We start from the raw sequence: 24924 nt of genomic DNA, 5'->3' as shown, positions 1-24924 counted from the left end.
AATTGGGGATTCGGGATTGGCAAAAGCGAGAAGGCGGCGAGCGGAGTGCGGTTACGAATCCCCACTCCCGACTCCCCAATCCCTGCTCCACAGCAACATCGCATCGCCGTAGGAAAAGAAGCGATAGCGCTGTTCGATGGCGTGTTGATAGGCGGCGAAGATGCGCTCGCGGCCGGCGAAGGCCGAGACCATCATCAGCAGCGTGCTTTCGGGCAGATGGAAGTTGGTGACCATCGCATCGACGCTGCGGATGCGGTAGCCGGGCAGGATGAAGATCTGGGTTTCGCCGGCGAACGGCAGCAGTTCGCCCTCGGGCGCGGCATCGCTGGTGCGCCAGGCGCTTTCCAGCGAGCGCACCACCGTTGTTCCCACCGCAATCACCCGGCCACCGCGTGCCCGGGTGCGGCGCACCTGCTCGACCAGCGCGGCGCCGACGTTGAGCCACTCGGTGTGCATCACGTGCTGGTCGAGCGCATCCACGCGTACCGGCTGGAAGGTGCCGGCGCCCACATGCAAGGTGACATGGCCGAACTCCACCCCGCGCTCGCGCAGGCGCGCCAGCAATGCCTCGTCGAAATGCAGCCCGGCGGTGGGGGCAGCCACCGCACCGACCTCGCGCGCGAACACGGTCTGGTAGCGCTCGCGGTCTTCCACCCCCGGCTCGCGGCGGATGTACGGCGGCAGCGGCAGGCGCCCGGCTTCCAGCAGCCAGTGCTCCAGCGGCGTGGGGATCTCGAAGCGCAGCAGATAAAACTCGCCGTCGCGGCCCAGCACCTCGGCCTGGCCGCCGGCGTCCAGCGCGATCCAGCTGCCGGCCTTGGGCGACTTGCTGGCGCCGATCTGCACCCGCGCCTCGCGCTCGCCGAGCAGGCGCTCGATCAGGATTTCCACCCGCCCGCCACTGGCCTTCTGCCCGAACAGCCGCGCCGGAATCACCCGGGTATCGTTGAAGATCAGCAGATCGCCCGGCTGCAGCAGCTCGGGCAGATCCCGCACCTGCCGGTCGACCAGCGCCTGCGGCGACGGCGGCACCACCAGCAAGCGGCTGGCCGCCCGCTCGGCCAACGGCGCCTGGGCAATCAGCTCGTCGGGCAGCGAATAGTTGAAATCGGACTTCTTCAAGGCCGCAGGATCGGATGGCTGAGGAGCCGCATATTGTAACTGCGGCCGGGATTGGAGATTCGGGATTGGGGATTCGCAGTGAGGCGGGGATTGGGGATTCGGGATTGGGGATTCGCAAGAGCAGGATCCGCGGACCGGAACGCGTCCGACACCAGCCAGCCCGCTGTTACGAATCCCCAATCCCGAATGCCCAATCCCCGCCCCTCACCGCTCAAACTTCGTTGACAAAATGATCGACGTCGTCGTGCGCTCGACGCCGTCGATCGCGCCGATGGCGTCGGTGAGCACGTCCATCTCGTTGACGCCGCCGACCACGCCCAGGGCGATCAGGTCGTAGGCGCCGCTGACCGAGTGCAGCAGGCGCACCTGCGGGATGTCGCGCAGCGCCTTGACCACGGCCGGCATCTTCTTGGGCAGCACGGTGATCAGGATATGCGCGCGGATGCGGCCCTGTTCGTAGGCGTCGTGGGTGCGCACGGTATAGCCGCTGATCACGCCGTCGCGTTCGAGTTTTTCGATCCGGCTCTGCACGGTGGTACGCGACAGCCCGAGCCGGCGCGCAATCTGCGCGGTGGAGGCGCGCGCGTCCTCGCGCAGCAGCGACAGCAGGCGTTCGTCGGAGGGAGTGATTTTCACTTTTGCCCAATTGGTTCGTCGATTCGACGAAAATACCCGACTTCCTGCCCGGATTCACGCTGCCAAACGCCGATCTTCTGCCGATAATAGGAAGGGAACGCCACCTTGCAGGAGATGCGCCATGTCCGTCCTCGCCCCGCTCGCCCCGCTGCGTGCCCACGCCGGCCGCCGCCTGACCGATGGCCTGGACGATGCCAGCATCGCGCGTCTGGCCGCCAACCACCCGGATCTGGCACGCGCCATCGACGCGGCGGCCGCCGAGTACGCGCAGGTGCGCGCGGAGGCCGCCGACCTGCTGGACCTGGACGAAGACGCACAGATCAGTGCGGTGCAGGACGGCTTCATCAATTTCTATGCCGACGATGCGGTGACCCCGTACGTGGCGCTGGCCGCGCGCGGGCCCTGGGTGATCACGCTCAAGGGCGCGGTGCTGTACGACGCCGGCGGCTACGGCATGCTCGGCTTCGGCCACACCCCCGCGCCGGTGCTCGAGGCGATGGCGCGTCCGCAGGTGATGGCCAACGTAATGACCCCCAGCCTGGCGCAGCGCCGGCTCGACCGCGCCCTGCGCGCCGAGATCGGCCATACCCGTGGCGGCTGTCCGTTCGCGCGCTTCATGTGTCTCAACTCCGGCTCCGAAGCGGTCGGTCTGGCCGCGCGCATCGTCGATACCAACGCCAAGCTGCACACCGACCCGGGCGCGCGTCACGCCGGTGCCAGCATCAAGCGCGTGGTGGTCAAGGGCAGCTTCCATGGCCGTACCGACCGCCCCGGCCTGTATTCCGATTCCAGCCGCAAGACCTACACCAAGTACCTGGCCAGCTACCGCGACGAAGACTCGGTGATCGCGATCGCGCCGTACGACGTGGCGGCGCTGCAGCGCGCCTTCGACGAGGCCGCGCGCAATCACTGGTTCATCGAGGCGGTGTTCCTGGAGCCGGTGATGGGCGAAGGCGACCCGGGCCGCGCATTGCCGGCCGCGTTCTATGCCGCGGCGCGCGAACTGACCCGCCTGCATGGCAGCCTGCTGCTGGTGGATTCGATCCAGGCCGGTCTGCGCGCGCACGGCGTGCTGTCGGTGGTGGATTACCCCGGCTTCGAGCAGCTCGACCCGCCGGACCTGGAGACCTATTCCAAGGCGCTCAACGCCGCGCAATACCCGCTGTCGGTACTGGCAGTGACCGAACACGCCGCGCAGGTGTACCGCAAGGGCACCTACGGCAACACCATGACCACCAATCCGCGTGCGCTGGATGTCGCCTGCGCCACGCTGGCGTTGTTCACCCCGCAGGTGCGCGAGAACATCCGCACCCGCGGCGCGCAGGCGATCGCCAAGCTGGAAGCACTGCAGTCCGAGCTCGGCGGTTTGATCACCAAGGTGCAGGGCACCGGCTTGCTGTTCTCCTGCGAGCTGGCGCCGCAATTCAAGTGCTATGGCGCCGGTTCCACCGAAGAGTGGTTGCGCCATCATGGCGTCAACGTCATCCATGGCGGCGAGAATTCGCTGCGCTTCACCCCGCACTTTGCGATGGACGAAGACGAGCTCGATCTGCTGGTCGGGTTGATCGCGCGTGCACTGAAGGAAGGTCCGCGCCAGGCCCAGGCCGAGGCCGCCTGAGAGCCAGCGACAGGACGTGGCGAGCCGTCCTCATGTGGTAGCGGACGGTGCGCAGTAACTTCGGTATCCGAGCGGTAAACGCTGAATCCCAGCACCGGCCGCGCCCACCTGTAGGTGAGCGCCATGGTTTTGCGAGCCGCTTGAAGCCAAGGCGACGCAGGCGGTACTTGCGCGCCTCGGACAGGTGCGCGGCCGCCCCGAAGCTCACCGCGCGCCCTTGCCGTCGCGCGCGGCGATGTGCTGCCCGGCCCGGTCAGATCGGCACGGCGCTCAGCTTGCGGCGCAGGTAATTGGTCACGGCCCGGCGTGGCGACTTGCCGCGCCAGGACGCCCAGCACAGGTGCGAGCCCACCGCGACGGTGCCGCCACGGTGACCGAGCCCGAACCAGGTGCGATCCGGATGGAACGCATCGCGCGCCGGGAACACGATGCCGGCAAACTCGCCGGCGTGCGCGTTGTAGAAACGCGTCAAGCCGCGCGGGCCGGAGATCATCGGAATCTGCCGGTGGTCTTCCAGCATCTCGGGCGCATGCGTGGTGAAGATGTGCTCGATGAAGGCGCGCCAGAACGGATGCCCTGCCTCCGAGCCGAACACGGCATTGCCGATCTTGAACTGCTCGTTGCCGGGCGCGCCCTCTTCGATCGGCAGCACGCATTGCTGTGCCAGTACGTCCGCGCCGAGCGTGCGCAGCAGCTTGTAGTCGGTGTCGAAATAGAACCCACCGTAGCTGTGCATATAGGCGCAGCGGGCGATGTCGGCCTTCATCACGCCGAAGCGTATCGCCTCGTAGCGGTCGGCGAATTCCGGGAACGCGCGCCGCATCAGTGCGGAGTTGTCGGCGTCGTCCCAGACATGGCAGGTCCAGCCCGGCAGCAGCCGCTGCAGGCGGGCCCGGATCTTGCGCTCTTCCCAGAGCAGGTGCTTGGTCGGCGCAGTGAGATGGAACACGTGGGGGATCATGGGGGCTTCTCGGGGCTGGGGGGAACCAGACCTCCATCGAAGCACCGCACCGAAGCCGGCTACCCGGATGGAGCTCCGGTTAGCCGCAACAGTAGTCCCATTATTAGTGTGACGTAATTCACAATTTTAAATGGTTACGCCTGCCGCCGATTCGCGTCATCAATCCAGAACCGAAGTTCGCTCACAGCCTCGTCATCCGGTACGGCGGGTCTCGCAGCTGCTGTCCTGTGCCTCACTCCCAGCACCGGTCTGCGCGTCCCTTCAGGGTTGCGCTGCGCGGGCAATCGCGCGGTGCGATGCGCCCGGCTTCCTGCTCCACCAGCCGCTTGCCGCCATCGCTGCCGCGCTCCAGCTCGAACGCATCGTAGAGACGTCCGGTGGCGGTGCGCGACTCGTAACGCAACTTCTGGTTGTCGATGCGAAGCACCTGATAGAGCTGGGTGTCTTCGCCGACCGGACGCATGGTCTTGCGCGCCATGTCCGAGAGCCGGTACTGCTTGGGCCCGGCCACCGAGACCACGAGCACCGGCGTCGCCTGCCCTGCGTCATCGCCGCGCCGGCCGTAGGTGTGGTCGTGGCCCTGCAGCACCAGATCGACCTTGTGGCGGCGGATCACCGGCAGCACCTGCTCGACCAGCTTCTGGTTCTCGCGATCGGCGCGCGGGGAAAAGAACGGCTGGTGGATCAGCACGATCGACCACGGATGCGGGTTGTCGGCCAGCACCGTGTCCAGCCACTGCGCCTGTGCCGGGCCGGTGCCCAGATCCAGCACCGAGGTGCCGTCCAGCACGGCGATGCGTACGCCCTGATAGTCGAACCAGTAGCTGGTGCGCGCGGTGGCGGACGGCCCGTTGCGCGGCAGGGCGAAGGTCACCGGCCAGTGGTTGCCGAGCGTGCGCGTGGCCTGCGGGGTGTCCTCGCCCTCTTCGTGATATTCGTGATTGCCCGGCGCCGGTGCCACTGCGGTGCCTTCCAGCAACCAGCGCCCGGCTTCGAACCACTCAGCCCACTCGTTGTCGTCCTGGCCGTCCTTGCCGCTGACCAGGTCGCCGGCAAACAGGGCCAGCCGCGCGTCCGGTGCGCTGCGCCAGGCCTGGCGGATCACCCGCGAGACCAGGCTGAGGTTCTTGTTCTGGGTGTCGCCGAAGTACAGCAGCGTCAGCGGTGTGTCGGGGCTGGCGGCGGTGCGGAAATGATTCCACGCACCCCAGGTACGGTTGCCCTGCACGCGGTAGGCGTACAGCGTGTCCGGCTTCAGCCCGTCGATGTCGGCGCGGTGGTGGTGCGAGCTGCCGTTTTCGCTGGCCAGCGTGGCGGTGCTGGCACGGATGCGGCGCGGCGTACCCACGTCGGGCGAGTCGCCGGCAACCACCAGTTCCAGCCACGGCTGGTCGACGCTGGCATCGGTACGCCAGGCCACTGCGAAACCGGTCGCCGCCGCCTGCGCGGGCGTGGCGACGATGCGGTCCGGGAAGCCATCGGCAACATAGTGGGTGGAACCCGCCGGCACCTGGGTATTCGGTTCGGCGGCGCGCTCGGCGGCAAACGCCCGCGTGCCTGCCATCGCCACCAGCAACAGCGCTGCAGACAGCGCCGCACGTGCAGCGCTCATGGCGCGCACTCTTTCAGGCGCAGCGTGCGTGCGATATCGCGCCAGTCGAATGCCGCCACCGCCTGGTCGTCATGCAGTGCGTAGAACACCCCGCCCGGAAAGCGCGCATCGCCGCGTTGATCCAGCCACACGCCGTCGGTATTGGCGGTCACCCGGCCAGCGAAGGCACCGACATGCGCCAGGCTCTGGCGATCGAATACCTGGAACACGCTGCGGTCCTTGAACTGATCGGTGGCGATCCAGTAGCCACTACCGTCCTTGCATGCGAACAGCGTCATGCCTTCGGCCTGCGCCTTGAACAGGCCGCTGCCGACATTGCGGCCGCGGTAGCGTCCGTCCATGCCGTATTCGCGCAACTGCGTGCCCACGGCGACGTCTTCTTCGGCAATCATCAGGCGCGCATGCGCTTCGTCGCCGAACACCGACTCGGCGATCCGGATCGCGCCCGCGTCGCTGGTATCGCCGAAGCTCTGGGTCAAGCGCGCCTGCCAGCCCTGCCCCGCAGCGCTCAATTGATAGCGCCGAAAGCGTTGACCGAGTTCGGCCACCGGCGGCGGCACATCCTTGTTGGCCGGCGACATGTAGTTGTCGCTGACCACCACCTCGTAGCCGCCGTCGTGCTTGCGCACCCACAGGCCGTAGGGTTCGCGCAATTCGTCCTGGCCGAAGCTGGTCAGCGGCTTGAAGTCGGGCAGCGAGAACACCTGCACGCGGCGGTTGTCGCGCTCGACCACGAACACCAGATCGTCGACCACCGAAATCCCGTTCGGGCGATCCAGCTTGCCCAGCGCCTTGCCCTTGCCGCCGACCACGCGCAGGCGCTTGCCGCTATCGCCATCGAACACCACCAGCGCATGCGTGGCCTTGGCGGTGGCGATCAACCAGCGGCTGCCATCGGGCGCACTCCAGCTGGCCGGCGAATCCAGATTGTCGGCCGGGGTCAGCGCGGTGATGAAGGCCTCCGGCACCACCTGGTGCGCCACCTTGGCCTCGCTGAGCAAGGGGTCTTTCAGCAATGCCTCGTCGGCTTCGCGGTCGGCCGGTGCGCTGGCGCAGGCGGTCAGCGCCAGCGCGCTGGCGAGCAGCGTGGTGTGGAGTAACGTTGTGTGGAGCCGCGTGCGCGTTGCGATCACAGTGCCACCTTCAGGCCGAGCGCATAGGTGCGGCCGTATTCTTCGTTCTGCAGCGTGCGCGAGGGCACGCCCTGGTACAGTTCCAGCGGTTCGTCCAGCAGGTTCTGTGCTTCCAGATACAGGCTGACGTGGCTGTTGAATTGGTAGTTCATGCTGAAATCCAGCTGGGTATGCGGGGCGACATAGATATCGTACGCGCGGCTTTCGCCGATGGTGTCCAGGTACTCACTGCGGTACACCGCCGCAACCCGCGCACTGAAGCCGTATTTTTCGTAGCCCAGGTGGCCGCTGTAGATGCGCTTGGACGAGCGCGGCAAGGTGAAGTCCTCGCCGGCGCGATCGCTCAGGCCGGGATCGAAGTCGCTGTCCAGCACGGTGGCGCTGGCGCCGACCAGCAGGCCGTTCCAGCCTTCGGGCAGGAAGTCCAGCGCCTGCTGCCAGTTGAATTCGGCGCCGCGCACCTTGGCGGTGTCGCCGTTGATCGAGCGCGTGACCTGCAGGTCGGGGAACTCGGCATCGTTGGTGCTGATGGTCTGCACGATGTAGTCGTCGATCGACTTGTTGAACACGCCCAGCGAGATCAGGCCGGTGCTGCCGATGTATTTTTCGAACGACAGGTCCAGGTTGGTGGAGCGATACGGATCGAGATCGGGGTTGCCGACGTTCACCTCGTTGTCGCCACGATTGATGCTCACGCGCGGGGAGACATCGCCGAACGCAGGACGCGACAAGGTCTTGTTGGCGGCAAACCGCAGCACCCAGTCGTTGCCGGTGTCGTAGCGCAGATGCAGGCCGGGCAGCACGTTGGTGTAGCTGCTGGAGGCTTCGCGCGGCGTCACCGTGGCGGTACGGCCGTTCTCGGCCACGTCGACCTGGTTGCCGGTGGCGTCGAACTGGGTGTTTTCCACGCGCACACCGGCAATCGCGCGCAGTGCGCCGATGTCCCAGGTGCCCATCACATAGGTGGCGAACACGTCTTCGGTGGCCTTGTAATCGTCCTGCAGCGAGGTCTGCAGATTGCCGCCGACATCCTGCGGGCGCGCACTGTACAGATTGCCGGAGGTGTTCCAGTAACGGCGCATGCCGTCCGAGCCGATGCTTTCGCCCAAGGTGCCGCCGCGGTGTTCCGGCGCGGCGGTGGTCCAGTCGCTCAGATCAATCGCCGGCCCGCGACGCAGCTCGCTTTCATCCACATTGACATCGCGCTCGCGCCAGCGGCCGAGCACACCCATCTTCAGGCTGGAATGCTCGCCGTCGAAGCGCACGTTGATCTGCGCGCTGCGCTCGCTGTCGTCCACCCGCTTGGGCGCAAGCACGAAGCGGTCGAACACGAAATCGTCGTTGCTCTGCCAGCCGTTGTCGGAAAAGCCAAGGCGCGGAATGCCGCTGTTCTGGTCGACCGTGGCCGACAGGTCGTCGCCGTCATAGTTGAAGCGCGCTTCCATCTCGTCGTTCACGCGCTCGGTGGTCTTGGTGTAGCCCAGCTTGTAATCCACCGTGGCCGCGCTCAGACGGTTTTCACCGCCCACGCTCAAGGCCATGGTGTCCTCCTTCTTGGTGCGATAGCGCACGCGCTTGGAGATGGAATCGGCCGGCAGGTCGGCCACCTCATAGGTGCCATCGCCATTGGCGCTGACCTGCCCATCGGCCAGGCCGAAGATGGTGCGCTGGCGCGTTTCGGCATCGTCGAAGCGGCTGTACAGCGTGCGCAGGTAATAGCGGTTGTCCGCGTCCGGGCGCCAGTCCAGATTGAGGTTGGCGCCCATGCGGGTGCGCTCGATGAAGTACTTGCGGCGCTGCACCTCGCCGGCGAACAGATCGTCGGCCGCACCGCCGTCGAAGCTGTCGTAGGCCACCTCGGTATTGTCGGATTCGAATTCGCGGTCCTGGTAGTTCACGCCCACTGCGACGCCGAAGGTGCCGTCGAAGATATCGCTGTAGTTGAACGCGCCCTTGGGGCTGGTCTTGCCCGACAGCGACTGGTGGCTGCCTTCGATCGAGCCGCGCAGCGTGCGGCCATCGCGATCGAACGCGGAAGTGGACTCGACCTGGATCGCACCGCCGATGGAATCGCCCGGCATGTCCGGGGTCGGCGACTTGACCACCTTCAGGCGTTCGGTGGAGTCGGACGGAATCACGTCCAGCGGCGCCGAGCGCGTGCCGTCTTCCGGCGTGCCCATGGTCATGCCGTCGATGGTGACGCTGTTGAGCGCCGAATCCAGGCCGCGGATCACCACGAAGCGGCCCTCGCCCTGATCGCGGGTGACGCTGACGCCGGGCAGGCGCTGCAAGGATTCTGCAACATTCTTGTCGGGGTAACGGCCCATCGCATCGGAGGCCACCGCATCCTGGATCGCATCGGAGCCACGCTTGAGATCGACTGCGCGCACCTGCGATTCCACTTGCGGGCGCACTTCCAGGCGCTCCAGATCGATGGCCGCCGTGCCGGATGCACCGGTGGCAGCTGCCGCACCCTCGGCCGCCTGCGCAAGCGGGCTCCACGCGGCCGCCGCCAACGTCAGCGTGATCGCCAGGCACAGCGGAGTCTTGTTCAACACGGGTGCTTCCCCAATCGGTTAAGAATGGGTGGGCACACTATGTCTACGACGTTTCACTGACATGACATATGCAAGCGCGATCACGCGCAATGTGTGGCGACGCTGCCGCTGGCTGCGGCACACTGTGGGTCTCTCCCGCCTGTCGCTGCCCATGAAAATCGTCGAAGTGCGTCACCCCCTCGTCCAGCACAAGATCGGTCTGCTGCGCGATGCCGCCTTGAGCACCAAGGGCTTCCGCGAACTGGTCACCGAGCTGGGCACCCTGCTGGCCTACGAGGCCACCGCCAATCTGGACACCGAATCGCACGTGCAACCCGGCTGGGCCGGCCCGGTGACCGTGCAGCGGATAGCCGGCGCAAAAATCACCCTGGTGCCGATCCTGCGCGCCGGGTTGGGCATGCTGCCCGGCGTGCTGGCGCTGATCCCGGCCGCGCGCGTGAGCGTGGTCGGCCTGCAGCGCGACGAAGAAACCCTGCAGCCGGTGCCCTACTTCGAACGCCTCACCGGCCGCCTGGAAGAGCGCGATGCACTGATCCTTGACCCAATGCTGGCCACCGGCGGCACGCTGATCGCCACCATCGACATGCTCAAGCGCGCCGGCGCGCGGCGGATCAAGGGCATCTTCCTGGTCGCCGCACCGGAAGGCCTCAAGGCACTGGAAGCCGTGCATCCGGATGTAGAGGTCTACACTGCCGCGATCGACGACCACCTCAACGACAAGGGCTACATCCTGCCCGGCCTGGGCGATGCAGGCGACCGGATCTTCGGGACGCGGGTGGAGTGAGCTGCGGTGGCTTGAAGCCCCTCTGCCTGCGGGGCGAGAAGACACCGCTTGCGCGCCATTGGCGCGCGTGCCTTGAAGCGCCCGCGCCGCAAGCGCGGGCCGGGGCGCGCAGTGGGGGTTGGGGTGAAGGTCCGTCGAGCGAAGCAGTCGGTGAGTCACTTCTGACGGCGCGTGACGACGCGTTTGTCATTGCCGGCATTGGTAGCTCCCCTGAGGCGCACCCTCATCCGGCGCTACGCGCCACCTTCTCCCGGTGGGAGAAGGAACGGCGGCGGCATCGGGCATCGCATTGAAAAACGCACGCCCTACTGCGTCGACGCCTGGATCGCCGCACTCACATACACCAGCGGCGCGTTCCAGTTGATGGCCACCTCGTTGCTGGCATAACTGCAGGTGTTGTCCAGATACGACAGCGCCGGCAGCCTGGAGGGATACGCCACCTTGCAGTCCTTGGCGTCCTGCTGGCCCGGTTGCGGACCGCCGGCCAGCCAGCCCGGCACCGGGGCGTCGATGCCGTCGGCCTCGGAGGGGCGATGGTGGATATGCATCGGGCTGCGCAGCCCGACGCCGGTGACGAACGACAGGCCCAACGGATTGCGCCCCAGGATGTAATCCAGCTGCGACTGCGCGGCATCCAGATACGGCCGCTGCCGGGTCAGCCGATAGCCCTGCATCAACATCATCGCGCGGTTGAGCACCACCGCATTGCTGCCCCACACGAAGTCGGTGTCGGTCATCGCCAGACGCCAGGGCGAGGCCTGCCACTCATCGGCAAGACGCTGCGCCAGGCCACTGATCTCACCCGTGATGCGTGCGCGATCGGCATGCGGGGTGAGCCGGTCGCGATGTTCGGCCAGCGACATCCAGGCCAGGCCGCCCACGTTGCTCCAGCCCGGCACGCTCGCCGGTACGTTGCGCGCAATCATTGCGTCGTAGAAGCCGTCCTCACGCGTGCTCACGTACAGCTCGGCCGCAGCCCAGGCGAATTCGTCGTCCACCTTCGCATCGTCATAGCCGCCGGTGCGTACGTCGTCGGGCTGGCGATAGATCACATCCGGGTGTTGCTGCGCCCACGCCCAGGCACTGCGCGCGGCGTTCAACATGCGCGCCGATGCGCCCGGATACTGCTTGTCGAACGGCGCATAGACGCGGCTGGCTGCCGCCATCACTGCGGCGAAATCCAGCGTGGCGGCGGTGGCCTTCATCACCACGTAGCGTTGTTGCGTGGCCTGCGCCGGCATCACCAGTCCGTCGAACTGCTTGTCGGTGAGCTTGTGGTACACGCCGCCATCGGCCGGGTCCTGCATGGCCAGCATCCATTCCAGATTCCACCAGGTCTCTTGCAGGATGCCGGGCACGCCGGGCGCATCGTCAGGGATGGTCAAGGCCTGCGCCTTGAACAGCGCCGGGTATTGCTCATAGGCGGCCAGCAAGGTGTAGGTGCTGATGCCGGAATTGACGATGTACTTGTTGTAGTCGCCGGCGTCGTACCAGCCCTTGGGCGCACTGATCACGCTGTCGGCCGGGCGCGTGGCCGATGCCGCCGAAGGGTGGATGCGCACCTGCGTATCCGGATGCCCGGCCGCACGCGCATATGGCCCGGCGAACTGCGCCGGCAGCGCAGTACTGGCGCGATTGAAATAGAACGCCTTCAGCGATGCGTCGAGCACGGGCCGATACGCGCCGGCCGCGATCGGGAACGGTTCGGACACCGGCTGCCCGTCGATCTTCAACCGGTAGGTACCCGGCGCGCGCAGGCTGGAAAAATCCGCCACCCGCGCCTGCTGGCCGGCCGGCGTCCACAGCGCGGCGGCCTGCAGCCTGCCCTCCAGCACCTGGCGGCCCTGCGCATCCTCGACCGTGAAACGGTCCGCGGTGGGCGCCGCGCCTTGCGGCAATCCGAGCACCGCAAGCTTGGCCGAACCCGGCAGATAGCCGAGCTGATTGACGTGGATGGCAGCGCCCGTTGCCGCTGCGGCCTGGTCGCCGGTGGTATCGGCCGCGCAAGCGGCGATGGGCGATGCGATCACCATGCCGGTGAGCAGAGTCTGGAAAATGTTCATGCCACGATGGTCGCTGCATTGGCGCAGGGCGACAAGTCCAATCCAGGCATAGGCAACCGCGTGGAAATGCATCGCTGCGGCCGCGTGCCTGCATCGATGGAGGCGAGCACCTGCGGCCAACCGCAGCATCGCGCAGGCCATGCCATGGCACGGCGCGGAACATGCAATGGGACAACACCCGCTGCCTTCCGACCATGCCTGCCCTCGCCGACGAGGACAGGCATATCTCGATCACTCAGCGATCAGCGCGCCGCAGCCTCCAGCTGCACCTGCGCCTTGCCCACCGGGTTGCGCGGGTCGCTCCCGCCGGTGAGCACGTTGCTGCGCTTGTCCCATTCCACCGTCTGCAGGTTGCCCCAGACGTGGCTGGAACCGCGGCCGCCCTCGGCGGTATCGCCCGGCAGCTTGAGCGCGTGGCCCATCGCCTGCAGCGCCTTGGCGGTCTGTGGCGAGAACGCATTGCTCTCGGCCTCGATCACGTCCGGCAGCCACTGGTGGTGATAGCGCGGCAAGGCGCTGACCTGCTGCGCGTCCAGGCCGGCGTCGTAGCCCAGGATGCCGAGCAGCACCATGGTGATGATGCGGCTGCCACCCGGCGTGCCGATCACCGCGACCTTGTCGGCCGATTCCATGAAGGTCGGCGTCATCGAGCTGAGCATGCGCTTGCCCGGCTTGGGCGCGTTGGCCGCGTAGCCCATCACGCCGAAGGCATTGGGCGTGCCCGGCTTGAGCGCGAAGTCGTCCATCTCGTCGTTGAGCAGCACGCCGGTGCCCTTGGGGATCAGGCCCGAGCCGTACAGCAGGTTGACGGTCTGGGTGGCGCCGACGCGGTTGCCTTCGCCATCGATGATGGAAAAGTGCGTGGTCTCGTCGTCTTCCAGCGGGGTCGGGTTGCCCGACAGCAGGTCGCTGGGCGTGGCCTTGTCAGGGTTGATCGTGGCGCGCAGGCCTTGCGCATAATCCTTGCTGGTCAGCACGCGCTGCGGCACGGCGACAAAATCCGGGTCGCCCAGGAAGAAGGTGCGGTCGCGGTAGGCGCGGCGCATCGCTTCCACCACCAGATGGGTACGGTGCGCATCGTCGAGCGTGTCCAGTTCCCAGCCTTCGAGGATCTGCAGCATGGCGGCAAGTGCGATCCCGCCGGAGGACGGCGGCGGCGCGGTGGTGATCTTCCAGCCGCGGTAATCGAACTGGATCGGCGTGCGCTGCTTGACCCGGTACCCGGACAGCTCGGCGGCCTTCCACTGCCCGCCGGCCTGCTTGACGCCGGCCAGCAGTTTCTTGGCAGTTTCGCCCTTGTAGAAACCATCGAAGCCCTTCTCACCGAGCAGCTGCAGGGTATGCGCCAGCTCGGGCTGCTTGAAGATGTCGCCTTCGGCAATCGGCTTGCCGCCGCGCAGATATACCTCACGCGTGCCGGGATAACGCTCCATCACCTCGCGCCGCGAGGCATAGCCCTTGGCCATGCGCGCATACACCGGGAAGCCTTCGCTGGCGATGCGGATCGACGGCGCCAGCGACTGCTTCAGCGGCAGCCGGCCGTGCTTGGTGGCCAGCTCCACCAGTGCTGCCGGCAGCCCGGGAATACCGGCCGACCAGGGGCCGTTGACCGAGCGGTCGCGGTCCAGCGCGCCCTGCTTGTCGAGGAACTGCGCCTCGCTGGCCGACTCGGGCGCGGTCTCACGCGCGTCCAGCATCACGTCCTTGCCGGTCTTGGCATCGTGCAGCAGGAAGAAGCCGCCGCCACCCAGCCCCGAGCTGATTGGCTCGACCACCGCCAGCGTGGACGACACCGCGATCGCCGCATCGAACGCATTGCCGCCCTCGCGCAGGATCTGCAGGCCGGCGTCGGTGGCCAACGCATGACCGCTGGCAATCGCCGCACCGGGCGGGTGCCCCGCCACCGGCGAGGTCGTGGCTGCTGCAGGCTTGGCGCCATCGGCAGCCCAGGCCGGCGGTGCCAGCACCAGGGCCAGCAGCAACAGGCCGCGCGAAGAGAAACGTCGGGAAAAGATGCTCACGGGGCGGGAGGCTCCTGTTCGTACAGTTCGGGGTGGTCGCGCTGCAGCTGCATGAGCTTGGCGAGCAGTTGATCGTGGGTTTCCGGTATCGCCGGATCCGGGTCGATGCATTCGACCGGGCACACCACCACGCATTGCGCTTCGTCGAAATGGCCCACGCACTCGGTGCAACGTGCCGGGTCGATCACGTAGATGGTTTCACCCATCGAGATGGCCTGGTTCGGGCACGCCGGCTCGCAGACATCGCAGTTGACGCAGAGCTCGTTGATCTTCAGCGACATATCGGCACCACCATGCGATGCGGCGCGGCGCGATGCAACGCCAGGCGCTGGAACGCAACGTACTGCCGGAAGCAGACGCACGGGGCGTGGCGCGATGCACGGACAACGCCACGCGTGTGGCCGGCAACCGGTCCGAGCGGACCGGCGCCGACGGCGTGCGGGATCAGCAGCATGCTGCGATCCCGCACGGCGGCCGGACGCGCCCTCCCGCGCCTCCGGCCTGGTACGGCATTACTTGGCTTCAACGAAGGTGTATTCCACGCCCTTGGGCTGGACGATGCCTTGCACCCGCGCATTCTCAGCCGCATTGCCGATGAACAGCACGCGCACGCCCTTCATCGAATCGGCCGGCACGTCCTTGAACGCGGCGTCGATCAGGTCGGCCATCTTGGTCGAGGCGGACGAACCGAAGGCCAGCATGTTGCCCGGCTGCACGCCGCGCGCGAGTGCGGTCTTGACGCTTTCCAGCTGACGCTCGTAGCTGCCGGCGAACTCGGCATCGGACTCCGGCGGCAAGTAATACAGGAACGGGCTGTTGGTGGTGGTGCCCAGGTTCTGGCCGACCACTTCCTGCAGGTACTTCTTCCAGCCGGCGTTGTCGTCCTTGGCCGGCGCGGTCAGCGCAGCCGGAGCGGCGGCGGCGGTCGGTGCCGGCTCTTCCTTCTTGCAGGCGGTGACGGCCAGAGCAGCGACCGAAGCGAGCACCAGCGCGCGCATTGTGTGTTTCATGAAACTCCTCCCTTTGAAAAGCATGTGGTGATGTGACTGCTAGAGAATCAGGCCTGCGCGCGGGACTCGCGCACCTGCCGCAAGGCTTCGACGACCGAAGCCGGAACGAAACCGGACACGTCCCCGCCCAGCCGCGCGATTTCGCGCACCAGCGAGGACGAGATGAAGCTGTACTGCTCGGCCGGGGTGAGGAACAGCGTCTCCACCTCCGGGATCAGATGGCGGTTCATGCTGGCCATCTGGAATTCGTATTCGAAGTCGGACACCGCGCGCAGGCCGCGCAACAGCACCCCGGCGCCCATGTCGCGCACGAAGTGGGCCAGCAGCGTGTCGAAGCCGCGCACTTCCACATTGGCATGCGCGGCCAGTGCTTCCTGGGCCAGCTCCACGCGGCGCTCCAGCGGCAGGGCCGGACCCTTGGAGGGGCTGTAGGCCACGCCGACCACCACGCGCTCGAACAACGGCGCGGCGCGGTTCACCAGATCGATATGCCCGTTGGTGATCGGGTCGAAGGTACCGGGATAGACGGCGGTGCGGCTATTGGCCACGCTCATACGGAAACTACCGGGGTCGGATCGCCGTTCAGTGTAGCAGCGGCCCGGCGGTACAGCGCATAGCGCACCTGCTGGGTGGCGCCTTCGCGGTGCAGATGCCAGCCGGCCGGCACCTGCGGCGGGACCTCGGCCGGGCCTTCCAGGTACAGCCAGGCGTCGGCGCTCAGGTGCGCGGGCAGGCGTTCCAGCACGCTGGGCCACAGCCCGGCGGCAAACGGCGGGTCGACGAAGGCGATGCTGGCCTGCGCCACCGGCGCACGCTCCAGCCAGCGCAGCGCATCCTCCTGCAGCACCTGCACCTGATCGGCCGCATCCAGCCTGGTCACGTGCTGGCGCAAGCGCTGCACCAGGCCAGGGTCGCGTTCGATCAGGGTCGCGTGCGCGGCGCCGCGCGACACCGCCTCCAGGCCCAGCGCGCCCGACCCGGCAAACAGGTCCAGCACGCGCGCACCGGGCAGGCGCGGCATCAGCCAGTTGAACACCGTCTCGCGGACGCGGTCACTGCTCGGGCGCAGGCCGGGCAGGTCCGGCACCGCCAGCTTGGTGTTGCGCCAGCGCCCGCCGACGATGCGCACCTGCCCTTCCGCGCCGCGTGGCGCCGGCCGTGCGGGGCGGCTCATCGCCACACGCCGGGTGCGGGCGAACGGGTGCAGGACGGCGGCAGTGCAAATGGCGACATGACTCAAGGCAGACGGGTTGGCCGGCCATGATACCGCCGCGATCGCCGCAACCACCCTCCCCGATCGCCATGGACGCAGGCCATCTGGCGCACGCCCGCCTTGAAAAATCCCCACGCGGCCTCATCCCCCAGGCCATCGGCCGCGTTGCGGCCTGGGCCACCATGGAGCACGACCCCAATGACCGTTGATACCGACAAGCAGACGCTTGGCTTCCAGACCGAGGTCAAGCAGCTGCTGCAGCTGATGATCCACTCGTTGTACTCGAACAAGGAAATCTTCCTGCGCGAGCTGGTCTCCAATGCCGCCGACGCCGCCGACAAGCTGCGTTTCGAGGCACTGGTGAAGCCGGAGCTGCTGGAAGGCGGCGGCGAGCTGCGCATCCGCGTGGACTACGACAAGGACGCGCGCACCGTCACCATCGACGACAACGGCATCGGCATGAGCCGCGAGGATGCGGTCTCGCACCTGGGCACCATCGCCAAGTCCGGCACCGCCGACTTCCTCAAGCACCTCAGCGGCGATCAGAAGAAGGACGCCAACCTGATCGGCCAGTTCGGCGTGGGTTTCTACAGTGCCTTCATTGTCGCCGACCAGGTCGACGTGTACTCGCGTCGCGCCGGCCTGCCCGCCAACGAGGGCGTGCACTGGTCCTCGCGTGGCGAAGGCGAGTTCGAGGTCGCCAGCGTCGACAAGCCCGAGCGCGGCACCCGCATCGTGCTGCACCTGAAGGACGGCGAAGACAGCTTTGCCGACGGCTGGACGCTGCGCGGCATCCTCAAGAAATACTCCGACCACATCGGCCTGCCGATCGAGATGCGCAAGGAGCACCACGGCGAACAGGCCGACGCGCCCGTCGAGCCGGAGTGGGAAGCGGTCAACCGCGCCAGCGCGCTGTGGACGCGGCCCAAGTCCGAGATCAAGGACGAGGAATACCAGGAGTTCTACAAGCACGTCGCGCACGATGCCGGCAACCCGCTGGCGTGGAGCCACAACAAGGTCGAAGGCAAGCTGGAATACACCTCGCTGCTGTTCGTGCCCGGCCGCGCGCCGTTCGACCTGTATCACCGCGATTCGGCCAAGGGCCTGAAGCTGTACGTGCAGCGCGTTTTCATCATGGACCAGGCCGAGCAGTTCCTGCCGCTGTACCTGCGTTTCATCAAGGGCGTGGTGGATTCGTCCGACCTGTCGCTCAATGTGTCGCGCGAGATCCTGCAGTCCGGCCCGGTGGTCGACTCGATGAAGTCGGCGCTGACCAAGCGCTCGCTGGACATGCTGGAGAAGCTGGCCAAGGACAAGCCGGACGACTATGCAACGTTCTGGCGCAACTTCGGCCAGGCGCTGAAGGAAGGCCCGGCCGAGGATTATGCCAACCGCGAAAAGATCGCCGGCCTGCTGCGCTTCTCCTCCACGCATGACACCACCGGCGCGCAGAGCGTGGGCCTGGCCGATTACGTGGGTCGTCTGGCCGAGGGCCAGGACAAGCTGTACTACCTCACCGGCGAAAGCTACGCGCAGATCAAGGACAGCCCGCACCTGGAAGTCTTCCGCAAGAAGGGCATCGAAGTGCTGCTGCTCACCGACCGCATCGACGAGTGGCTGATGAGCTATCTCACCGAGTTCGACGGCAAGTCGTTCGTGGACGTGGCACGCGGCGACCTGGACCTGGGCAAGCTGGATTCGGAAGAAGACAAGAAGGCACAGGAAGAAGTCGCCAAATCCAAGGAAGGCCTGGCCTCGCGCATCAAGGCCGCCCTGGGCGACGACGTGGCCGAAGTGCGCGTCTCGCACCGCCTGACCGATTCCCCGGCAATCCTGGCCATCGGCCAGGGCGACCTGGGCCTGCAGATGCGTCAGCTGCTGGAAGCCAGCGGCCAGGCCGTGCCGGAGTCCAAGCCGGTATTCGAATTCAACCCGGCCCACCCGCTGATCGAAAAGCTGGATGCGGAACAGGATATGGACAGGTTTGGCGATTTGAGCCGCGTGCTGTTCGACCAGGCTGCATTGGCAGCGGGTGACAGCCTCAAGGACCCGGCCGGGTATGTGAAGCGGTTGAATAAGTTGTTGTTGGAGTTGTCGGCGTAAGCCTTGCGACACCTTTGGTGACACACCAAGACCGGCGCATGCGCCGGTCTTTTTTTTGCGTCTCTCTTCTGTCGGGCACGCCCGGTGCCTGCGCGCATCGTGCGCGCTACGATCAGGGCGCGGGCAACGTCATCGACGATCTACTGCGACAGCATTCACGCCGACTCCAACACCCAGCATCCGAATGCCGGTCCGGCCGAATAGCCAGTTTCCGGTTCAATACGGATCTGCAGGATGGCGCGGCCGGCGACCGCTGCAGGCAAGGCGTAATCCACGTCGACGAAGTCCAGGCCGCGGTTGCCGTCCAGGCGTTCGTTGGCGATGAGTTCGCCGTCGGCGAGGATGCGGAAGCGGCGGCGGGTTTCGTCGCCCCAGTAGCGTAGGCGCAGGATGCGGGCCTTCGCGGTGTTGCGCAGGGTGAAGGCGATGAAGCCGCCGGTGCGGGCGTCACGACCGGCGCGGCGGCGGTAGCTCAGTGCGTAGGAGCTTTCGCTGTGCAGGCCGTGGGCTTTTTCAGAGGCTTCATCGCCCAGGGCAATGCGGTCCAGTGCGCGCGTGTCCAGCGCCTGTTGTTTCGCGTCTGCTGCGGCCTGCTCGGCTTGATGCTGCTGCCATGCAGCGGCGTCGCGATGCTCCAGATAGGGCGCGCTGCGGCGATCGAACTGCGCGTAGAACGGCGAGAAGCGCCACAGCTGGTCGCCGTGGCGGTAGTCGAATGCGGTCTGGCCCGCCACCGGCTGCAGGCGCTGCAAGACCTCATCGCCGCCGATCAACGCCAGGGTCTTGCCCGACCAGGGCTTTGCCGCATCGCCTAGGTCAGCAGCCAAGACCAGCGGCCCGCGCAGCACCGAGACCCAGGCCGGGTCGTCCGGCGTGGCTTCCAGGCGCAGCGGCATCTCGAACGACAGCGTGAGCGTGTCGCCGGCGCGCCAGACGCGGGCGACGCGCAGGTAGCCCTCGTTGACGGTGGCATCGACCGGTTGGCCATTGAGCTGCAGCCTCGGCGACTGCGCCCAACCGGGCACGCGCAGTGCGAGCGTGCGTTGCTCGGCCGGCGCGGCGTCGATGCGTAGCGAGGCGCTGCCCTGCTCCGGCATCGTGCTGCGCAGGGTCATGTCCAGCCCGGCAGCATCGCGCACGCTGGAGGGCACATACAGATTGACGTAGACGCCCTGCCCGTCCTGCCAGTAAATGGAATCGCCGAACTGGGCATGCGCTTCCATGCCGCTGCCGACGCAGCACCAGAAATCGTCGAACGGGGACGACCAGGCGCGCGCTTCGCCGGCCAGCATCGGTGTCATGTAGGTGAACATGCCGGTGCGCGGATGCTGCTGCGCCATCACGTGGTTGAGCAGCGTGCGCTCGTAGTAATCGAAGAACTCGGCCTGCGGGCCCCACTGGTACAGATGCCGGGTGAGCTTGAGCATGTTGTAGCTGGCGCAGTGCTCGCAGGTCTGCTCGGTGACAAACTTCGAAATGCTGTCCGGCTGCTGGAAATACTCGCGGTCACCGTTGCCGCCGATCACGTAGGTATGGTGGTCGGTGACGGTGTGCCAGAAGAAGCGCGCGGCCGCGCCCGACGCGGCATCGCCGGTGACCTCGTACTCGCGTGCCAGGCCGATCAGCTTGGGAATATTGGTATTGGAATGCTGGTGCACCAGCTCGTCGCGTTGGGCGATAAGCGGATCCAGCACGGCGTGATGGTGCAGGCGCTGCGCCAGTGCCAGCCATTGCGCATCGCCGGTCCGCACATGCAGCTCGACGAAGGACTCGTTGAGGCCACCGAATTCGCAGGACAGCACCTTCTGCAGCTGCGCATCGTCCAGCGCCGCGAAGATGCCCTGCAGATAACCGGCCAGGCTTACCGCCACCTGCAGCGCCTGTGCATTGTCGCAGTGCGCATGCACGTCGAGCAGGCCGGCAAACAACTTGTGCCAAGTGTAGAGCGGTGCCCAGCTGCCGTTGAGGTAGAACGGCGCCGGGTCGATCTTGCCGCGCCTGAGCTCATCGAACACCGCGCGGCCGCTTTCGATCTTCCCTGCTGCATTCTTTCGGGTGAAGCCAGCCACATAGCCATCGCCTGCGTGCGCCTGGCAGCGTGCCAGCTCTGCGACCAGGTACCCGGCGCGCGTGCGGCATTGCGCATCGCCGGTCTGCGCATGCATCAGTGCCAATGCGCTGAGATAGTGACCGAGCGTATGCCCGGCGATGGTGTCCGCCTCCCAGCCGCCGTATGCAGGCGCCTTGGGATCGAGGCCGGCGTACAGCATGAAGTTGTGCAACAGCCGGTCCGGCTCCAGCCGCATCAGGTAACGACGGTTGGTGTGCAGCGCGTCCAGGAACAACGACGGCGTGAGCCGCACCTGCGCCAGCGGCACTGCGCGGACGCTGCCGGGTTGTGCGGCGCTGGCCTGCGCCGGAAAGCGCAGGAAACCCGCCGCAACCGCCAGGCTGCTCCAGGCCAGAAAACGGCGCCGCGACAGACTAGGCGCGTGGTCGTTGGGCAACTCGATCGGATACGTCTCGGTCATGGGCTCAGCTTAGCTCCTGTCGGCGCGCACAGACCGCGCGCGCCGTTGCAACAACCGCCTATGCAATCGCGACAACACGCGCGTGCATACGCATGACGCCCACGACCGATGGCATCTGGCCGCACGCCACCGCGACACACCGGCCCGATCAGAACTTCACCGTGGCACGCGCCCAATAGAACCGACCGAGCAGATCGTAGGTGGCCACATCGGTATTGGCGTTACCGACGTTGTTGGAGTAATACAACGGCGGCTGTTTGTTGGCGATATTGTCCACGCCCACTTCGAAGCGCGTGTGCCACGGTTCGACGTTGTAGCCGAGCTGCAGGTTGTTGTAGACGTAGGCGCCGATCTTGCGCACCACCATCGGCTCGCTGGAATCGGCCGACAGGCTCTGGTCCGGATCCGAATTGCCGATGGCGGTGTGCCCCACATAACGGATGCGCCAGGTGGCGCTCCAGTCGTCCAATGCCCAGTTCACCGTGCCCAGCGCACGCCAGCGCGGAAAGTTGCCGTAGGCCTGGGTGTAGCGGCCGACGTTGTGGATGGTGACCGAGCTGGGGTCGGTGGTATCGGGCAGCACGTCGTAACGGGTGAGATAGGTGCCGTTGAGCCCGGCGCTGAGATTGCCCCATGCGGTGGGCGGCGCGCGGTAGGTCAGGTTGAAGTCCATGCCCTTGGCCCACAGCTTGCCCAGGTTGACGGTGGGTTCGGCAATGTAATTGATGGTGCCGTTGCCGTTGCGATGGATCAACGCGCAAAAGGAGCTGGCCGGGTTGGCGAAGCATTGATTGAGCACGGTCTGCGCCGACACCGTGGTGATGGTGTCTTCCAGATCGATGCGCCACCAGTCCGCGCTCAGCGACAGCCCATCGATCCACTGCGGGTCGTACACCAGTCCCACGTCGTAGGACTTGCCGGTTTCCGGCTTGAGCTGGTACCCGGCCACTGCTGCGCCGGACACCTTGCCCGACACCTGGCCATCGGATTGCTGGTAGCTGCCATCGGTGGGCACATTGGCGCAGGCCACGCTATTGCCACCCGTGTAGCCATTGCACGGGTCGTTGACGGTGGCCGCATCGCCGGCCACGCCGGCGTACAGCTCATTGATGTTGGGCGCGCGGAACACCTCCGACACCGTGCCGCGGATCAGCAGGTTCTCGATCGGGCGATATTCCAGCGACACCTTGCTGTTGGTCTTGCTGCCGACCGAGCTGAAGTCGGAAAAGCGCGTGCCCAGCGTGACGTTCAAGGCGTTGATGCCGGGCAGGTCCTTCAGCAGCGGAAACAGCGCTTCGGCATAGGCCTCCTTCACGTCGAAACTGCCGGCCAGGGTGGACGAACAGAATTCGATCACCCCGCACAGGCCGTCTTCATCGCCGGTCCATAGCGGGTCGGAGGCGGTGGTCGAACGCTCCTTGCGATAGGAGACGCCGGTCGCCAGGCTGACCGTGCCGGCCGGCAGTTCGAACAGCGAACCGTTGGCATTGGCCTCGAATTGCTTGACCGTGTAGACGCTGGTCACGATGGGGTTGACCACCATGCCCTGCAGCGCGGACAGGTTGGCGCTGTCATTGAGGTTGAAGAAGTTCAGCGGTGTGCAGCCGGCGATCGCCGCGCCCGCGCTGCCGCACTTGACCACGCCATCGCTGTCCAGGAACGAGGGGCCAATGGCCTGATTGAACGCGGCATAGTCCAGAAAGCCGTTGTTGATCGACTTCTGTTTGACCTTGCCGTAGTTGAAGGTGGCATCCCACTGCCAGGAACTGTCGCCGAAGCGGCCGCGCAAACCGGGGCTGATCTGGAAGTTGTAGGTGTTGTATTGATAGCTGCGATTGCCCAGCACGGTGGCGCGCGTGTTGAGGTCGTTGTACGAGGTGCCGGTGCTGCGATCGGTGCCGAAGTTCACGCCGAACGGGTTGTAGTAACTCTGCGACGACACCAGGATGTTGTCGCCGTTGGCGAAGATCGGGATCGGCGCAATGATCGAGGCGGATTCGGTTTTACTGAACCAGGTGTTGACGTAGCCCTCGACGTTGTCAGTGAAGCGATAGGTGCCCAGCAAAAACGCATTGGTGCGCTTCTGCGGGGTCTGCAACAGGTTGAACGGCTGGTAGTTGTAGGAGTCGGCGCTGGCGTTGTAACAGTGGAAATCGCCCGGGCCGGCGCGACCGCTCACGCCGCTGTTGAGGGTGACACGCCCGCAGCCGTTGGCTTGCGCAAGCTGCGTGGACTGATCCGAGCCATCGTTGAAATTCACGGTGCCGGTGGGCGTTGCGGACGAACCCTGCTTCACCGGTTGCCCGTTGGTCAACGCAAGCGCGTCCTTGGAATAGTCGCGCGCCGCTGCCGAGACCGGATCGATGTTGTGGTACGACAGGCCGCCGATCAGGCTGCCACGCTCCCAGGTCTTGCCGGTGGTCAGGGTGAAGTTGCGCCGGTTGCCGTCGCCTTCGCTGCTGGTGCCGAAGTCGCTGCTGAACTGCACACCGTCGAACTGGCTGCGCAGGATGAAATTGACCACGCCACCGATAGCGTCGGAGCCATACACCGCGGAGGCACCGTCGCTGAGCACTTCGATGCGCTCGATCATACTGGACGGAATCGCGTTGACGTCGTTGTAGGCCAGACGAATACCGTTGACCAGCACCAAGGTGCGCTTGTCGCCCAGACCACGCAGCGAAATGGCCGACGCACCGGTGCCGCCGCCGTTGTTGGTATACGGATTGGTGGCGTTGCCGGCGATCGATGGCAGCTCCTGCAGCAGATCGCCGACCGTGGCCTTGCCGGTCGCGGCGATCTGTTCCTGGCTGACCGTGACCACCGGGTTGGCGGTTTCGGTATCCACGCGGCGCAGACGCGAGCCGGTGACGACCACGCTGTCCAGCGTTTGCGGCGCGTCACTACTGCCGCCGGCCTGCTGCGCAGACACCGGTGCGCTGACGCCTGCAGACAGCGCCAGCAGCAATGCGGTGCTGAGCATGCTCGGCACCGGGCGCGTGGGCGTGCCGGAGGTCCGGGAGAAAGGCAACAGCGGCATCGGCATGCAAGGCTCCTGATTCGTATGGCAGACAAACGATGGGCAACACACACCCGTGCCGGCGGACACCAGCGCAGGGCAAGATGGATGGCAGACGCGCACGCAGCGAAACTTCTCGCCAGCGCTGTGCTGCAGACATGCAGACAACCTGCGACGCGCATGACCACGCAGGGTCACGCAGCAGCGCGTGTTGTCAAAAAGGGTGTTGGTTCCGCACCGGAGGCGCCCATGCGCTCCAGTTTCATCAGCTGGTCACAATGTGCCTGTGCGCACGCGCTACGTCTTGTCGCATTTGGCGACAGCGCGTGCGGAAAACTGCATGGTTCGCAAATGAACCAGCCTGCCTTGACGTTGCACTCTGCAGCAACGTCTGCAGCTGGACACCACGCGTAAGGCGATGGACGGGACACCCGAGGCGATGTATCGCCTGCAACCATGTGCGATGACAGTCGATCTAAAAGATGACAGTCGATCTAGAAATCGAGCACTGCGCATGCATGCAGCAGCGCGGTGGCGGCA

The 24924-nt window shown here is 66.2% G+C and carries 18 protein-coding genes; 3 read left to right on the top strand and 15 right to left on the bottom strand.

What is annotated here, in order from left to right; translation table 11 throughout:
• Window positions 1-51 precede the first annotated feature (51 nt).
• Window positions 52-1122, bottom strand: a complete 1071-nt coding sequence (gene queA / locus ABQ137_RS14230; RefSeq protein WP_154832196.1) for a tRNA preQ1(34) S-adenosylmethionine ribosyltransferase-isomerase QueA — start codon at window positions 1120-1122, stop codon at window positions 52-54.
• Window positions 1123-1326: 204 nt separating this feature from the next.
• On the bottom strand, window positions 1327-1758 hold the full coding sequence (locus ABQ137_RS14225; protein ID WP_016903291.1) for an Lrp/AsnC family transcriptional regulator: 432 nt from the start codon (window positions 1756-1758) through the stop codon (window positions 1327-1329).
• A 121-nt stretch (window positions 1759-1879) separates the two neighbouring features.
• Here ABQ137_RS14225 and ABQ137_RS14220 point away from each other — a divergent pair, with 121 nt between their 5' ends.
• The gene (locus ABQ137_RS14220; protein WP_349782939.1) at window positions 1880-3376 is read left to right on the top strand and encodes an aminotransferase class III-fold pyridoxal phosphate-dependent enzyme; all 1497 of its coding nucleotides are present in this window, start codon (window positions 1880-1882) and stop codon (window positions 3374-3376) included.
• 253 nt (window positions 3377-3629) lie between these two features.
• Here ABQ137_RS14220 and ABQ137_RS14215 read toward each other — a convergent pair whose 3' ends face one another.
• The 4 genes from ABQ137_RS14215 to ABQ137_RS14200 all read right to left on the bottom strand — a co-directional run bounded on the left by ABQ137_RS14215 (window position 3630) and on the right by ABQ137_RS14200 (window position 9640).
• The gene (locus tag ABQ137_RS14215) at window positions 3630-4337 is read right to left on the bottom strand and encodes a glycosyltransferase family 32 protein (protein ID WP_024940028.1); all 708 of its coding nucleotides are present in this window, start codon (window positions 4335-4337) and stop codon (window positions 3630-3632) included.
• Window positions 4338-4569: 232 nt separating this feature from the next.
• Window positions 4570-5949 carry a purple acid phosphatase family protein gene (locus ABQ137_RS14210; RefSeq protein WP_349782937.1) on the bottom strand — a complete coding sequence of 460 codons (1380 nt, stop codon included), beginning with the start codon at window positions 5947-5949 and terminating at the stop codon, window positions 4570-4572.
• Window positions 5946-7082: a phytase gene (locus ABQ137_RS14205; protein ID WP_349782935.1), complete on the bottom strand. Its 1137-nt coding sequence runs from the start codon at window positions 7080-7082 to the stop codon at window positions 5946-5948. The genes ABQ137_RS14210 and ABQ137_RS14205 overlap by 4 nt, the downstream gene beginning before the upstream one ends.
• A complete protein-coding gene (locus ABQ137_RS14200; protein WP_349782932.1) occupies window positions 7079-9640 on the bottom strand; it encodes a TonB-dependent receptor in 2562 nt (853 codons plus the stop codon). The genes ABQ137_RS14205 and ABQ137_RS14200 overlap by 4 nt, the downstream gene beginning before the upstream one ends.
• Before the next feature lie 151 nt (window positions 9641-9791).
• On the opposite strand from ABQ137_RS14200, the gene upp reads away from it, so the two are divergent.
• The gene (gene upp / locus ABQ137_RS14195; RefSeq protein ID WP_024940024.1) at window positions 9792-10424 is read left to right on the top strand and encodes a uracil phosphoribosyltransferase; all 633 of its coding nucleotides are present in this window, start codon (window positions 9792-9794) and stop codon (window positions 10422-10424) included.
• Window positions 10425-10729: 305 nt separating this feature from the next.
• Here upp and ABQ137_RS14190 read toward each other — a convergent pair whose 3' ends face one another.
• From ABQ137_RS14190 to rsmD, 7 genes are all read right to left on the bottom strand, one after another.
• On the bottom strand, window positions 10730-12487 hold the full coding sequence (locus tag ABQ137_RS14190; protein WP_349782930.1) for a glycoside hydrolase family 9 protein: 1758 nt from the start codon (window positions 12485-12487) through the stop codon (window positions 10730-10732).
• A 242-nt stretch (window positions 12488-12729) separates the two neighbouring features.
• Complete coding sequence (gene ggt / locus ABQ137_RS14185) at window positions 12730-14508, bottom strand: gamma-glutamyltransferase (RefSeq protein ID WP_184456192.1); 1779 nt, start codon at window positions 14506-14508, stop codon at window positions 12730-12732.
• The gene (locus tag ABQ137_RS14180) at window positions 14505-14789 is read right to left on the bottom strand and encodes a YfhL family 4Fe-4S dicluster ferredoxin (RefSeq protein ID WP_003489796.1); all 285 of its coding nucleotides are present in this window, start codon (window positions 14787-14789) and stop codon (window positions 14505-14507) included. Before ABQ137_RS14180 ends, ggt begins: the two co-directional genes overlap by 4 nt.
• Complete coding sequence (locus ABQ137_RS14175) at window positions 14780-14962, bottom strand: hypothetical protein (RefSeq protein WP_349782927.1); 183 nt, start codon at window positions 14960-14962, stop codon at window positions 14780-14782. The genes ABQ137_RS14180 and ABQ137_RS14175 overlap by 10 nt, the downstream gene beginning before the upstream one ends.
• A 58-nt stretch (window positions 14963-15020) precedes the next feature.
• Window positions 15021-15518, bottom strand: coding sequence for a hypothetical protein (locus ABQ137_RS14170; RefSeq protein ID WP_039516474.1), 498 nt, complete (start codon window positions 15516-15518; stop codon window positions 15021-15023).
• Window positions 15519-15565: 47 nt separating this feature from the next.
• A complete protein-coding gene (coaD, locus tag ABQ137_RS14165) occupies window positions 15566-16072 on the bottom strand; it encodes a pantetheine-phosphate adenylyltransferase (protein WP_016903280.1) in 507 nt (168 codons plus the stop codon).
• Entirely contained in the window at window positions 16069-16758 is a 690-nt protein-coding gene (gene rsmD / locus ABQ137_RS14160) for a 16S rRNA (guanine(966)-N(2))-methyltransferase RsmD (protein ID WP_349782925.1), read from the bottom strand. The genes coaD and rsmD overlap by 4 nt, the downstream gene beginning before the upstream one ends.
• Before the next feature lie 171 nt (window positions 16759-16929).
• On the opposite strand from rsmD, the gene htpG reads away from it, so the two are divergent.
• Window positions 16930-18834 (top strand): molecular chaperone HtpG, encoded by a 1905-nt coding sequence (gene htpG / locus ABQ137_RS14155; RefSeq protein ID WP_349782923.1) that lies wholly within the window; start codon window positions 16930-16932, stop codon window positions 18832-18834.
• Between the two features lie 155 nt (window positions 18835-18989).
• Here the strand turns inward: htpG and ABQ137_RS14150 are convergent, their stop codons facing one another.
• Both ABQ137_RS14150 and ABQ137_RS14145 read right to left on the bottom strand, forming a co-directional pair.
• Window positions 18990-21365, bottom strand: coding sequence for a beta-L-arabinofuranosidase domain-containing protein (locus ABQ137_RS14150; protein ID WP_349782921.1), 2376 nt, complete (start codon window positions 21363-21365; stop codon window positions 18990-18992).
• A 148-nt stretch (window positions 21366-21513) separates the two neighbouring features.
• On the bottom strand, window positions 21514-24411 hold the full coding sequence (locus ABQ137_RS14145) for a TonB-dependent receptor (RefSeq protein ID WP_349782919.1): 2898 nt from the start codon (window positions 24409-24411) through the stop codon (window positions 21514-21516).
• Window positions 24412-24924 lie beyond the last annotated feature (513 nt).

This window comes from Xanthomonas sp. WHRI 8393 (assembly GCF_040203315.1).
Classification (GTDB): domain Bacteria; phylum Pseudomonadota; class Gammaproteobacteria; order Xanthomonadales; family Xanthomonadaceae; genus Xanthomonas; species Xanthomonas arboricola.
The sequence above is the reverse complement of the archived record's forward strand: the minus strand, read 5'-3'. Positions and strand labels throughout refer to the sequence as shown.